At 65.1% G+C, this 13,576-nt stretch carries 14 protein-coding genes; 13 read left to right on the forward strand and 1 reads right to left on the reverse strand.

Going from position 1 to position 13,576, the window contains the following annotated elements; translation table 11 throughout:
• Positions 1-33: 33 nt before the first annotated feature.
• Positions 34-339 (reverse strand): helix-turn-helix domain-containing protein, encoded by a 306-nt coding sequence (locus AC0KWY_RS19040; RefSeq protein WP_374323826.1) that lies wholly within the window; start codon positions 337-339, stop codon positions 34-36.
• A gap of 276 nt (positions 340-615) precedes the next feature.
• Here AC0KWY_RS19040 and AC0KWY_RS19045 point away from each other — a divergent pair, with 276 nt between their 5' ends.
• From AC0KWY_RS19045 to AC0KWY_RS19105, 13 genes are all read left to right on the forward strand, one after another.
• Positions 616-1,053 (forward strand): CBS domain-containing protein, encoded by a 438-nt coding sequence (locus AC0KWY_RS19045; RefSeq protein ID WP_474027060.1) that lies wholly within the window; start codon positions 616-618, stop codon positions 1,051-1,053.
• 59 nt (positions 1,054-1,112) lie between these two features.
• Positions 1,113-2,213, forward strand: coding sequence for a chorismate synthase (aroC, locus tag AC0KWY_RS19050; protein ID WP_474027061.1), 1,101 nt, complete (start codon positions 1,113-1,115; stop codon positions 2,211-2,213).
• 50 nt (positions 2,214-2,263) lie between these two features.
• The gene (locus AC0KWY_RS19055) at positions 2,264-2,527 is read left to right on the forward strand and encodes a YdcH family protein (protein WP_474027062.1); all 264 of its coding nucleotides are present in this window, start codon (positions 2,264-2,266) and stop codon (positions 2,525-2,527) included.
• Between the two features lie 40 nt (positions 2,528-2,567).
• Positions 2,568-3,755: an MFS transporter gene (locus AC0KWY_RS19060; RefSeq protein WP_474027063.1), complete on the forward strand. Its 1,188-nt coding sequence runs from the start codon at positions 2,568-2,570 to the stop codon at positions 3,753-3,755.
• 31 nt (positions 3,756-3,786) lie between these two features.
• Positions 3,787-5,193, forward strand: a complete 1,407-nt coding sequence (leuC, locus tag AC0KWY_RS19065; RefSeq protein ID WP_474027064.1) for a 3-isopropylmalate dehydratase large subunit — start codon at positions 3,787-3,789, stop codon at positions 5,191-5,193.
• Between the two features lie 12 nt (positions 5,194-5,205).
• Entirely contained in the window at positions 5,206-5,334 is a 129-nt protein-coding gene (locus tag AC0KWY_RS19070) for an entericidin A/B family lipoprotein (protein ID WP_474027065.1), read from the forward strand.
• 9 nt (positions 5,335-5,343) lie between these two features.
• Positions 5,344-5,982, forward strand: a complete 639-nt coding sequence (leuD, locus tag AC0KWY_RS19075; protein ID WP_474027066.1) for a 3-isopropylmalate dehydratase small subunit — start codon at positions 5,344-5,346, stop codon at positions 5,980-5,982.
• Positions 5,983-5,994: 12 nt separating this feature from the next.
• Positions 5,995-7,050, forward strand: coding sequence for a 3-isopropylmalate dehydrogenase (leuB, locus tag AC0KWY_RS19080; protein ID WP_474027067.1), 1,056 nt, complete (start codon positions 5,995-5,997; stop codon positions 7,048-7,050).
• Between the two features lie 51 nt (positions 7,051-7,101).
• Positions 7,102-8,235 (forward strand): aspartate-semialdehyde dehydrogenase, encoded by a 1,134-nt coding sequence (asd, locus tag AC0KWY_RS19085; protein WP_474027069.1) that lies wholly within the window; start codon positions 7,102-7,104, stop codon positions 8,233-8,235.
• A gap of 218 nt (positions 8,236-8,453) precedes the next feature.
• The gene (locus AC0KWY_RS19090) at positions 8,454-11,402 is read left to right on the forward strand and encodes a motility hub landmark protein FimV (RefSeq protein WP_474027070.1); all 2,949 of its coding nucleotides are present in this window, start codon (positions 8,454-8,456) and stop codon (positions 11,400-11,402) included.
• A gap of 62 nt (positions 11,403-11,464) precedes the next feature.
• Positions 11,465-12,055, forward strand: a complete 591-nt coding sequence (locus tag AC0KWY_RS19095) for a hypothetical protein (RefSeq protein ID WP_474027071.1) — start codon at positions 11,465-11,467, stop codon at positions 12,053-12,055.
• Positions 12,052-12,840 carry a tRNA pseudouridine(38-40) synthase TruA gene (gene truA / locus AC0KWY_RS19100; protein ID WP_474027073.1) on the forward strand — a complete coding sequence of 263 codons (789 nt, stop codon included), beginning with the start codon at positions 12,052-12,054 and terminating at the stop codon, positions 12,838-12,840. Before AC0KWY_RS19095 ends, truA begins: the two co-directional genes overlap by 4 nt.
• On the forward strand, positions 12,837-13,472 hold the full coding sequence (locus AC0KWY_RS19105) for a phosphoribosylanthranilate isomerase (protein WP_474027075.1): 636 nt from the start codon (positions 12,837-12,839) through the stop codon (positions 13,470-13,472). The genes truA and AC0KWY_RS19105 overlap by 4 nt, the downstream gene beginning before the upstream one ends.
• Positions 13,473-13,576 lie beyond the last annotated feature (104 nt).

The raw sequence follows: 13,576 nt of genomic DNA on the forward strand, positions 1-13,576 counted from the left end.
CGTTGTTGATTTTCCGCCCGCCGGGCGGTGCAATCAGGCAGCTTTCTTGGCGTGGCTACGCGCCGACTTCTTCAGCGACTTGAACAGCTCCGGTTCCTGCGCCTTCAGGTATTCGACAACTTCCCAGTCGTCGCGCTTGATGTTGCGGATGTCGATCTGTTCGACGTGCACCAGGCGCAGCAGTTCGCGGACCGGGCGCGGCATGTTGCGGCCGCTCTCGTAGCGGGAGCCACCGCTCTGGGTGACGCCCAGGGCAGACCAGAATTGCTGCTGGTTGAGGCCGAGCTTGCGGCGGATTTCACGGGCGTCGATTTTTTCGATGGTTTTGACGGAAGTCATGGATTCTCTCCTAATGCGATAAAAATAATCATATTGACCTGTCCTGCTGGGGTATTACTTAGGTCATATGTCAAAGTGTATAGGCAACTATGACGTTCGGCAAGTGGCAAAGCCATAAATTTTGTTAAAGACGTCGATAGTCTGTCGCTTTCGTTTGGCATGAATTCCGGGAGGCGTGGCAGGGGAGCGAAAGGGCGCTGGCGACGCCGCTTTGCGAATCGTCCGGCCTGATCTAAGATCGTCGCAACAGCCGCGTAGCGGCGCCAAGGAGAAAGCATGCTGGTCAGGGAAATACTCCGGGTGAAGGGCGGTGCCCTCTACACCACGACGCCGGGGCAGAAGCTGTCGGCGGTCATCGACGCCATGGCTGAACTGGATGTCGGATCGCTGGTGGTCATGGATGAGGGGCGGATGGTCGGCATCGTCACCTTCCGCGAAGTGATCAAGGCGATGCAGGCGGGCAATCCCGAACTGCAGGTGCGCGACTTCATGGTCGCCGATCCGGTGACGGCCTTTCCCGACATGGAAGCCAATCCGCTGCGCCGCCTGATGATCGAAAAGCACTCGCGCTATCTGCCGGTGCTCGACCAGGGGCAGTTGCTCGGCGTCATTTCCTTCCTCGACGTCGCCAAGGCGGTGCTCGAGGAGCAGACGCTGGAGAACACCCTGCTCAAGAACTACATCAAGAACTGGCCGGAAGAGGCGCGTTCCTGAGCGGCGAAGCGGGGCGCGGTGCATGCTAGAATCCGCCCTCCGCAAACTGGTGTGATCTCATGTCCGGCAACACTTTCGGCACCCTTTTCACGGTGACTTCGTTCGGCGAGTCGCATGGTCCGGCGATCGGCTGCGTCGTCAACGGCTGCCCGCCCGGGCTGGCCTTGTGTGAGGCCGACATCCAGGCCGAACTCGACCGGCGCAAGCCGGGCACGTCGCGCCACGTGACGCAGCGGCGCGAGCCGGACACCGTCGAGATCCTGTCCGGCGTCTTCGAAGGCAAGACCACGGGCACGCCGATTGCCCTGCTGATCCGCAACCAGGACCAGCGCAGCAAGGATTACGGCAACATCGCGACGACCTTCCGTCCCGGGCACGCCGACTACACGTATACCCAGAAGTACGGTTTCCGCGATTATCGTGGCGGCGGCCGTTCGTCGGCGCGCGAAACGGCGGTTCGCGTCGCCGCCGGGGCGATTGCCCGCAAGTGGCTGAAGGAGCGCTACGGCGTCAGCATCCGCGGCTGGATGAGCGCCCTCGGGCCGATCGAGATTCCCTTCGTCAGCGCCGACGAGATCGACGGCAATGCCTTCTTCGCGCCCAATGCCGCGCTCGTGCCGACGCTGGAAAGCTACATGGACGAGTTGCGCAAGTCGCTCGATTCGGTCGGCGCGCAGATCACCGTCACCGCCGACGGCGTGCCGCCGGGCTGGGGCGAGCCGGTGTTCGACCGGCTCGATGCCGAGATCGCCTACGCGATGATGGGCATCAACGCGGTCAAAGGAGTCGAAGTTGGCGCCGGTTTCGCGTCGGTTGCCCAGAAGGGCAGCGAGCACGGCGACGAGATGACGCCGCAGGGCTTCGCCAGCAACCACGCCGGCGGCATTCTCGGCGGCATTTCAACCGGCCAGCAGATCGTCGTCAACATGGCGATCAAGCCGACTTCGTCGATTGCCCAGGCGCGCCGTTCGGTCGACGTCGACGGCAACGCGGTCGAGGTGGCGACGCAGGGGCGGCACGATCCCTGTGTCGGCATCCGGGCGACACCGATCGCCGAGGCGATGCTGGCGCTGGTGCTGATCGATCACGCCCTGCGCCACCGGGCGCAGTGCGGCGACGTGGTCTGTGCGACGCCGCGCCTGGCGGGCCGCGTCGGCTGAGTTTTTCGAATGCCCGCCGACGGCGGGCGCTGCGTCATGAGGAGAGCATCATGCAGGTTGAACATCACGATCTTCACCAGGAATTTCCCGAATTCGCCGACGCGATCGCCGTGCTGAAGGCGGGTAATGCGCATTTTTCCCGGCTCCACGACAGCTACCACCGCCTCACCGGCAAGGTCGAGAACCTTGAAGAGCACGACATGCCGGTCGCCGATTTCACTTTCGAGGACATGAAGAAGCAGCGGGTCAAGCTCAAGGATGAGCTCTACCATTTGCTGCTCGCCTACCGTGCCGGCCAGCAGTCGGCGAAATAAGGCGGCACCCGCCCGCCGCCGGCGCTGATCCGGAGGTCGGATGCAGGTTCCGCCCCGCTGGCCCCTGGCGGGCTACTATTTCTTCTATTTCGCCTTCATCGGCGCGTTTTCCCCGTATTTCGGGCTTTACCTGCAGGCGCGCGGGTTTTCCGCCTGGGACATCGGCCTGCTGATGTCGCAGATGCAGTTGATGCGCCTGTTCGGTCCCAACCTCTGGGGCTGGGTGGCCGACCACTTCGGCCACCGCATGTTGATCATCCGCCTTGCCGGCATGGTCGGCCTGGCGGGATTCGCCGCTTTCTTCTGGCTCGATCGCCTGCCCGGCATGCTGCTGGCGATGGCGATCCTCGCTTTCTTCTGGAGCGGTGCGTTGCCGCTGGTCGAGATGCTGACCTTCGACCATCTGCGCGAGGAGCGCGGGCGCTACGGCCGCATTCGCCTGTGGGGGTCGATCGGCTTCATCGTTGCTGTGATGAGCACCGGTGCGCTGCTCGATATCGTGGCGCCGGTCGGCGTGCTCTGGGTGTGCACGCTGATCCTCGCCGGCATCCTCGGTTTTGCGCTGATCCTGCCGGAGGCGCCGGCGCATCCGGTAACGGTCGAGTCGCCGCCGATCGGCAGCATCCTGCGCCAGCCCAAGGTGCTGGCGCTGCTTGGCGCCTGTTTCGCGATGTCGGCGGCGCACGGCGCCTTCTACGTCTTCTACTCGATCCACCTCAGTGGCCACGGCTACGCCAAGACCGCGGTCGGCCTTCTCTGGTCGCTCGGCGTGCTCGCCGAGATCGGTGTCTTCCTGCTGATGCCGCGGCTGACCCGGCGCTTTTCGCTGCGCGACATCCTGCTCGTCAGTTTCGCCGCGGCCGTCCTGCGCTTCCTGATCATGGGCTGGGCGGTCGAGTCGGCGGCGGCGATGATCTTCGCCCAGTTGCTGCACGGGCTGACTTTCGGCGCCTACCACGCCTCGGCGATCGCCGCCATTACCCAGTGGTTTCCCGGCAAGTCGCAGGGCCGCGGCCAGGCCTTGTACTCCAGCCTTTCCTTCGGCGCCGGCGGGTTGCTCGGCGCCTTGATCAGCGGGCGCACCTGGGATGACTGGGGGGCCGGCTGGAGTTTTTCGCTGGGCGCGGCGTTCGCGCTCGCCGGCTGGCTGCTGATTTATCGCTGGGTCGCCGCCGACGCAGCCGCCGTCGGCGCCGGGCGGGAAAAAACCGCCGATCCTGTGCAATAATCCAAGGCTTTACCGCACAACTTCAGGTTCCATGTCGAAGACACTTTACGACAAGCTCTGGGAGAATCACGTCGTCCATCAGGAAGCGGATGGAACGGCCCTCCTCTATATCGATCGTCACCTGGTCCACGAAGTCACCAGTCCGCAGGCCTTCGAGGGCCTGAAGCTGGCCGGACGCAAGCCGTGGCGGGTTTCTTCCATTGTGTCGACGCCGGATCACAACACGCCGACCGACCACTGGGAGGAGGGGATCAAGGACCCGATCTCCCGCCTGCAGGTCGAGACGCTCGACGCCAACATCCGCGAGGTCGGCGCGCTCGCCTACTTCCCGTTCAAGGACCCGCGGATGGGCATCCTGCACGTCGTCGGCCCGGAAAACGGCGCCACGTTGCCGGGTATGACCGTCGTCTGCGGCGATTCGCACACCTCGACGCACGGTGCCTTCGCCTGCCTGGCGCATGGTATCGGTACCTCCGAGGTCGAGCACGTGATGGCGACGCAGTGCCTGGTGCAGAAGAAGTCGAAGACCATGCTGATCGCCGTCGAGGGTCGCCTGGGCAAGGGCGTCACCGCCAAGGACGTGGCGCTCGCCATCATCGGCGCCATCGGTACCGCTGGCGGTACCGGCTATGCCGTCGAATTCGGCGGCAGCGCGATCCGCAGCCTGTCGATGGAAGGGCGCATGACGCTGTGCAACATGGCGATCGAAGGCGGCGCCCGGATGGGCTTCGTCGCCGTCGACGACACCACGATCAACTACCTGAAGGGCAGGCCGTTCTCGCCGCAGGGCGAAACCTGGGAGAAGGCCGTCGCCTACTGGCGCACCCTGCATTCCGACCCGGGCGCCCGGTTCGATCGCGTGCTCACGCTGAAGGCGGAAGAGATCCGGCCGCAGGTGACCTGGGGTACGTCGCCGGAAATGGTGGTCGGCATCGACGCCGTCGTTCCCGATCCGGCGAAGGAAGCCGATCCGGTCAAGCGCGAAGGCATGGAGCGGGCGCTGCAGTACATGGGGCTCAACCCGAATACGCCGATCCAGAACATCGCCGTCGACAAGGTCTTCATCGGTTCGTGCACCAACTCGCGGATCGAGGATCTGCGTCAGGCGGCCGTTGTCCTCAAGGGTCGCCACATTGCCGCCAACGTCAAGCTGGCGCTGGCCGTGCCGGGTTCCGGCCAGGTCAAGCGCCAGGCCGAGGCGGAGGGGCTGGACAAGGTCTTCATCGCCGCCGGTTTCGAATGGCGCGAGCCGGGTTGCTCGATGTGTCTGGCGATGAACGCCGACCGTCTGGAACCGGGCGAGCGTTGCGCCTCGACCTCGAACCGCAATTTCGAAGGCCGCCAGGGTCCCGGCGGTCGTACCCATCTGGTCAGCCCGGCGATGGCCGCCGCCGCCGCGGTAGCCGGTCGTTTCGCTGACGTCCGCGATATTCTCTGAAAGGAGCCGATGATGAAAAAAGCGATTGTTTTGCTGTTGGCCGTAGCCGGCCTGATTTCCGCAACGGGCTGCAACACCGTCCAGGGAATCGGCAAGGACATCGAAAAGGGTGGCGAAGCCATCCAGCGTTCGACAAGGTAAGGCAGGTTCATGGACAAGTTCGTACGCCTCGACGGGTTGGTGGCGCCGCTCGACCGCAGCAACGTCGATACCGACGCGATCATCCCGAAGCAGTTCCTGAAGTCGATCAAGCGTTCCGGCTTCGGCCCGAACGCCTTCGACGAATGGCGCTACATGGATGTCGGTCAGCCCGGGCAGGATTGCTCGCAGCGCCCGAAGAATCCCAACTTCGTGCTCAACCAGCCGCGCTATCAGGGTGCCGAGGTGCTGATCACCCGCGCCAACTTCGGTTGCGGCAGCTCGCGCGAGCATGCGCCGTGGGCGCTGCTCGACTACGGCTTCAAGGCGATCGTCGCCGAGAGCTTTGCCGACATCTTCTTCAACAACTGCTTCAAGAACGGCATCCTGCCGATCGTCCTGCCGGCGGCCGAAATCGAGGCGCTGTTCCGTCAGACCGAGTCCACGACCGGCTACCGGCTGGTCGTCGACCTGCCGGCGCAAGTGGTGGTGCGCCCGGACGGCCATGCCATTCCCTTCCAGATCGACGCCTTCCGTAAGGAATGCCTGATCAACGGTTGGGACGACATCGGCCTGACCTTGCGCCACGCCGACAAGATCCGCGATTTTGAAGACAAGCGCCGGGCCAGCCAGCCTTGGCTGTTTGCGTAACAAGGAAACGACATGAAAATTTGTGTTCTGCCGGGCGACGGCATCGGTCCGGAAATCACCGCCGAAGCGGTGCGCGTGCTCAAGGCGCTCGATCTCAAGTTCGAGATGGAAACGGCGCTGCTCGGCGGCTGCGCCGTCGATGCGACCGGCAATCCCTACCCGGAGGCGACGCAGAAGCTGGCGCGCGCCGCCGACGCCATCCTGCTCGGCGCCGTCGGCGGCCCGCAGTGGGACAGCCTGCCCCGCGAGCAACGCCCGGAACGCGGCCTGCTCGGCATCCGCAAGGATCTCAACCTGTTCGCCAATCTGCGTCCGGCGATCCTCTATCCGGAACTGGCCAACGCTTCGACGCTGAAGGCGGAGGTCGTCGCCGGGCTCGACATCCTGATCGTCCGCGAACTGACCGGCGACATCTACTTCGGCCAGCCGCGCGGCATCCGCGAGGAAAACGGCGAGCGCGTCGGCTTCAACACCATGGTCTATAGCGAGTCGGAAATCCGCCGCATCGGCCATGTCGCCTTCCAGGCCGCGCAGAAGCGCAACAAGCGCCTGTGTTCGGTGGACAAGATGAACGTCCTCGAATGCACGCAACTCTGGCGCGATGTGATGATCGAAGTGAGCAAGGACTACCCGGACGTCGAACTCAGCCACATGCTGGTCGACAACGCCGCCATGCAACTCGTCAAGGCGCCCAAGCAGTTCGACGTGATGGTCACCGGCAACATGTTCGGCGACATCCTCTCCGACGAAGCGTCGATGCTCACCGGCTCGATCGGCATGTTGCCGTCGGCTTCGCTCGACGACAAGAACAAGGGGCTCTACGAGCCGTCGCACGGTTCGGCGCCGGACATCGCCGGCAAGGGTGTGGCCAATCCGTTGGCCACCATCCTGTCGGCGGCGATGCTGCTGCGCTACACCTTCGGTCTGGAGGAGCAGGCGCTGCGTGTCGAAAATGCGGTCAAGAAGGTGCTGGCGCAAGGTTTCCGCACCGGTGACATCTACGAGCGCGGGACCACCAAGGTCGGCACCCGGGAAATGGGCGACGCGGTTCTGGCGGCGCTGGTGTAATACGAAACGCGCGCTGGCGCGTTGTACAAGTTTGATTCGGAGATTGATGAAATGAAGAAGGTTGGTCTGGTCGGTTGGCGCGGCATGGTCGGTTCCGTGCTGATGCAGCGCATGGTCGAGGAGGGCGATTTCGCCTTCATCGATCCGGTCTATTTCTCGACGTCCGCCGCCGGCGGCAAGGCCCCCGCCTTCGGCGGCAAGGAAGCCTCGCTGCCGCTGCAGGACGCGTCCAATATCGACGCGCTGAAAGCCTGCGAGATCATCATCACCTGTCAGGGTGGCGACTACACCAAGGAAGTCTTCCCCAAGCTGCGCGCCGCCGGCTGGAACGGCCACTGGATCGATGCCGCATCGTCGCTGCGCATGGCCGATGACGCGGTGATCGTGCTCGACCCGGTCAATATGCACGTGATCAAGGACGCGCTGGCCAAGGGCGGCAAGAACTGGATCGGCGGCAACTGCACGGTATCGCTGATGCTGATGGGCCTCGGCGGCCTGTTTCAGAACGACCTGATCGAATGGGCGACCTCGATGACCTACCAGGCGGCTTCCGGCGCCGGCGCGCAGAACATGCGCGAACTGATTGCCCAGATGGGCGCCATCCATTCGTCCGTCGCCGACCTGCTGGCCGACCCGGCTTCCGCCATTCTCGACATCGACCGCAAGGTCGCCGAAACCATTCGTTCCGATGCCTTCCCGAAGAAGAACTTCCGCAACACGCCGCTCGCCGGTTCGCTGATCCCGTGGATCGACGTGCCCTACGAAAACGGCCAGTCCAAGGAAGAGTGGAAGGGCGGAGCCGAATGCAACAAGATCCTCGGCAAGCCGGCTTTCCGTAGCGCCGGTTCGATCCCCATCGACGGCCTGTGCGTACGCATCGGCGCCATGCGTTGTCACAGCCAGGCGTTGACCATCAAGTTGAAGAAGGATGTGCCGCTCGACGAGATCAGCGACATGCTGGCCAAGGCCAATCCGTGGGCGAAGGTTGTGCCGAACGATCGTGAGATCTCCGAGCGCGAACTGACGCCGGCCGCCGTCACCGGCACGCTGACGGTTCCGGTCGGCCGTCTGCACAAGATGGCGATGGGCCCGGAATACCTGGCCGCCTTCACCTGCGGCGACCAGTTGCTGTGGGGTGCCGCCGAGCCGCTGCGTCGCATGCTGCGCATTCTGCTCGACGCCTGATATGGCATGAATTGCCAAAAAACGGGGCTTTTGCCCCGTTTTTTTATTTGTTGGCTATACGCAAAAAGTCCGTAACTCAGAAGCGGGTTTAGCTTGCAATGCTAAGTCCATGATGTTAATTTGATTCTCCCAAGTCATACGCTCAGGGCATGGTCGTGATCGAGAATAATTCTGTCAAATTCAAGAAATGTGCGCTGGCTCTAGCCGTCGCTTCGTCATTGTCGCTCGCGACCTCGCTCGCCGAAGCCGCCGGACTTGGCAGGCTGACGGTCTTCTCCAGCCTGGGGCAACCGCTGAAGGCCGAGGTGGAGATTGCGGCGACTGGCGAAGAACTGCAGGGGATGACGGCGCGTCTGGCGCCTCCCGAGGCGTTCAAGCAGGCCGGTGTCGATTACGCTTCCGCGCTGGGTGACCTGCAGTTCAAGGTGGAAAAGCGGCGCAACGGCAAGACGGTGCTGCGCTTGAGTTCGGCGCACCCGGTCAACGAACCCTTCCTCGATTTCCTGGTTGAACTGAGCTGGCCGGCCGGGCGCCTGGTCCGCGAATATACCTTCCTGCTTGATCCGCCGGAATTCGGGGCGCAGGCCGGGCAGCGCAGCACGGTCGACGCCAAGGTGGTGGAAACCGTCCGCGGCGGGGCAGCCGCAACACCGAAGCCGGCTTCGCCGGCAAAGCCCAAGGTTGAAGACAAACCCGCCGAAAGCACTGCGACCAAGGCTGGCGACGACAAGACCCATCTGGTTGCCAAGGGCGACACGCTGGTCAAGATCGCGCGCGAGCGTCGTTACGCTTCGGTGTCGCTGGAGCAGATGCTGGTCGGCCTGTACCGTGGCAACAGCGACGCTTTCATCGGCAAGGACATCAATCGTCTGAAGTCGGGTGTCATCCTCAATGTGCCCGAGGAAAGTACGGTCGCCGCCGTTCCGCAGAAGGAAGCGCGGGCGGTTTATGTTTCCGCCGGCGATTTCGCCGCCTACCGGCGCAAGCTGGCCGCAGCCGCGGTTGCGGCCCCGGCAGCCAAGGTGGATGCGTCCGCCGGACAGAGCAGTGGCGGCAAGATCACGCCGAAGATCGACGAAAAGGCACCGGTTGTTGACGCGACGCGGGATCAGGTCAAGGTTTCCCGGGCCGACGCACCGTCGGCGGCGGTGATCGATCGGGTCGCCTCGGAAAAGGCGATGCAGGAGTCGCAGACGCGTCTGGCGCAACTGGAACGCAATATCGGCGAATTGCAGAAGCTGCTCGAATTGAAGAACCAGCGTCTGGCCGAACTGGAAAAACCTGCCGCAGCCGCGGCTCCGGTCGCCAAGCCCGAACCGGTGGCCAAGCCCGAGCCGACGCCAGTCGTTGCCGAACCGGTTGTCGCACCGACGCCGCCGGTTGCCGCTGAAGGCGGGGCGCGTGTCATCGATGCCAACGCACCGGCAGCGCCCGTCGAGGAAAAGCCGGCCGAGCCGGCGGCCCCGGTGACGCCACCGGCACCGCCGGCGCCGCCGAAGCCGGTCGCGCCGCCGCCGACCGAGCCGGTCGAAGAACCCAGCGAACTGGAAGGTGCGATGCCGCTGCTCGGCGGCGCAGCTCTCCTTGCCCTGCTCGGTGCCGGCTGGCTGTTCAGCCGTCGGCGCAAGAGCACTGTCGGGCCGATCACCCAGGTGACCGCCGCGCCCACTCCGTCCAGTCTCGGTCCCAATTCGGTGTTTGGTGTGACCGGCGGCCAGAGTGTCGATACCGGCAGCACGCCGCCGCACACCGGCGATTTCAGTCAGGCGGGACCGGGAACCATCGATACCGACGAGGTTGATCCGGTTGCCGAGGCCGATGTCTATATGGCCTATGGTCGCGATGCGCAGGCGGAGGAAATCCTGCTCGAAGCGATGCAGAAGGACCCCAATCGGCTGGCGATTCACGTCAAGCTGCTCGAGATTTACGCCGGTCGGCGCAGTCTCAAGCAATTCGAAACGCTGGCCAGCGAGCTTTACGCGCTGACCAGTGGCCAGGGGCCGGAATGGGAAAAGGTCGCCGCGCTCGGCGCCGGCATCGATCCCGGCAATCCGCTGTACGGTGGCGCAGCCAAGGAAAAGGGCTTCGATCCGGATGCGACGCTGGTCGCCTCTTCGGCGGCCGTTGCCGCGGCAGCGGCCGCTGCCGCGCAGGCCGCCGTTGCCGAGGTGGCGGCGCCTGCCGTCAAGGAGGCCGCACCGGCAGTCAGTGCCCCGGTTGCTGCGCCGCTTCCCGAGCCCGTTGCCGTGCCGATGGTCGAGTCTCTGGCCGTCGAGCCGCCGATGCCGGAAGACGATGGCGGGATGAGCCTGGATTTCGATCTGGGCGACACCTCGACGGAAGCCGTGACGCCGTTGGAGGAAGATATCCCGGCGCCGGTGGCTGAACCCTATGTCGATACCGTGGTGACAGGTGAAAACGTCGCCGATGCGCTCGATTTCGACCTCAGTGGTCTGGTCGCCGGTGATGCTGCAGCGGCCGATACGGCTGCGCCGGCTGACGTCGAAAAAGCCGCCGACACCGGAGATCTCGTTGTCGATTTCGATGTCATCGACCTGCCGGAAAGTGCCGATTTTGACGCTGCGGGTCCGGATGAAGCGACCTCTCCCGATTTTTCGCCGGAAGGAACGCTGGTGGTTTCCAGCACCGGACTCGGCCAGATGTCGGCCAGCGATTTCTCCTTCGACGCGGTGCGGGCAATCGAGCCGGCCCCGACCTCGAGCGCTGCCGACAAACTCGAGCCGGTCAGCGCTGCGTTGGGCGACGCCGGGCTGGGCGAGATCGATCATCCGGGGCTGACCAATACCGTGGTCAATCCGAATGTCGGCGACGCGGGCGACATGGACTTCGACGTCAAACTCAGCGATTCCGTTTTCCTCGGCCAGCCGATGATGAATTCGGATTTCGACATGGAGTCGATCAACCTCGATCTTTCCGCGCCGCCGCCTGCCCCGCAAGCTGCGCCGGCAGCAGCGGAAGCTGCCGCCGCCGAGCCGGAAAGGGATGCGCACTGGGAAGAGGTCAATACCAAGCTCGATCTGGCCAAGGCCTACGAGGAAATGGGCGATCTCGAAGGCGCTCGCGAACTGCTCCAGGAAGTCGTCGGCGAAGGCTCGACCGACCTGGTGGCCGAGGCGCAGGAAATCCTCGGACGCATTGGCGGGTAAAATCAGCCTCCCGCATTTGGCAGACGGCCCCGCTGGGGCCGTCTTTGTTTGATGGAGCCGTTTTGCATCCTACCGCCGCCCTGATTCTCTGGTCGTCCGCCGTGATCGCCGTGCAATACCTCGGCTATCTGCCGCTCGCCGCGTTTGCCGTCCTGCTTGGCGCGCTACCGGGCGTCTTGCGCGCCTGGCTGGGATTCGTGCGCCGGGCGCGCTGGCTGCTGCTGACGCTGTGGCTGATTTTGGCCTACAACACGCCGGGCGAAGCCTACGCTGACCTCGCCTGGGCGCCGACCTACGAAGGCATCGCCGAGGCGAGCCTGCACGCGGTCAGGCTGCTTGTCGTCCTCGGCTGCCTGTCCTGGCTGCTGGTGCGACTCGGGCGCGACGGCATGCTCGCCGGTTTGTGGGGCGTCCTGGCGCCGGCGCGTGCCTGTGGTCTGGACAGCGAGCGGCTGCTGGTGCGGCTGGCGCTGGTCCTCGAGCGCCTGCAGGAGGCGCCGGAAAAAGGCGCCTGGCGCCGCCTGCTGCACACGACGCCGGACTTTACCGAGGGCGGCGCCGTCGTCCGTCTGGAATACCCGGCCTGGCAGGCGGGCGATGCCTGGCCCGTGCTGCTGGCCTTGCTCCTGTTGCTGGGCGTGGCGCTGACATGAGGCTGGCGCTCGGCGTCGAGTATTTCGGCTCGCCGTTCCGCGGCTGGCAGAGCCAGGCCGGCGGCGGCACCGTGCAGGACGCGCTGGAGGCGGCGCTGGCGCGGATCGCCGGGGTGCCGGTGGCGACCCTGTGCGCCGGCCGCACCGATGCCGGCGTCCATGCCATGCAGCAGGTGGTGCATTTCGACGTGCCGGTCGAGCGACCGTTGAGCGCCTGGGTGCGCGGCGTCAACACGCATCTGCCGGACGGCGTCGCGGTGCGCTGGGCGCAGCCGGTGAGCGATCAGTTCCACGCCCGCTTCAGTGCGCACGGCCGGCGCTACCGCTACCTGCTGCTCAACCGGCCGCAGCGGCCTGGCCTCTGGCAGGACAGGGTGGGCTGGTTCCACCTGCCGCTCGACCTGGCGGCGATGCAGGACGCCTGCGCCCGCTTGCCCGGCGAGCACGATTTCTCGGCCTTCCGGGCGGCGCAGTGCCAGGCGAAATCGCCGGTGAAGCTGATGACGGCAGCCTCGGTGCGCCAGTGCGGCGCGATGTTCGTCTTCGACTTCGCGGCCAGTGCCTTCCTGCACCACATGGTGCGCAACCTGGTCGGCAGCCTGGTCCACATCGGCAAAGGCGCCCAGCCGCCCGCCTGGATCGACGACCTGCTGCAGATGCGCGACCGCAAGCTGGCGGCGCCGACCTTTTCGCCCGATGGCCTGTATTTCCGTGGGCCGGTCTATGAGCCGCACTGGGGGCTACCCGAGCCGGCCGACGATTTTCTCGATGGATTGCTGACATGAAAACCCGCATCAAGATCTGCGGCCTGACCCGCGAAGCCGATGTCGATGCCGCGGTCGCCGCCGGCGCCGACGCCATCGGCTTCGTCTTCTATCCGCCCAGTCCGCGTTACGTGGCACCGGAACGCGCCGCCGAACTGGCATGCCGGGTGCCGCCCTTCGTCGACGTCGTCGGCCTTTTCGTCAACGCCACGGCGGACGATGTCGCGACGACCAGCGCGACGGTGCCGCTCAACCTGTTGCAATTCCATGGCGACGAGACGCCGGCGTTCTGCCGCAGCTTCGCCAGACCCTGGCTGCGTGCGGCGCGCGTGAGGCCGGGGCTCGATCTGGTAGAATTCGCCCGCGCGCACGCCGGTGCCCGCGGTTTGCTGCTCGACGCCTTTGTCGAGGGCTATGGCGGTGGCGGTCACGTCTTCGACTGGATGCTGATTCCGCCGGACTTGCCGGGGCATCTGGTGTTGTCCGGCGGCTTGCATGCCGGCAATGTTGGCGATGCCATCCGGCGGGTGCGGCCGGTGGCGGTCGATGTCTCGTCGGGCGTCGAAGCGGGCAAGGGCATCAAGGATCACGACAAGATCGCCGCGTTCGTGGCCGCCGTGCGGGCGGCCGATGCGGCGGTTGGTGGAGCTTAGGAAGGAACATGCGGAAATCGGCGGGTGGCATCACCCGGAACTGTTGGCGGCGCCATCTGGCGAACCATCCCTGAGGCGGGGCAGCCGCGTTTTCCCGTTCACCC

It is taken from the genome of Azonexus sp. MM2026_4 (assembly GCF_055901855.1).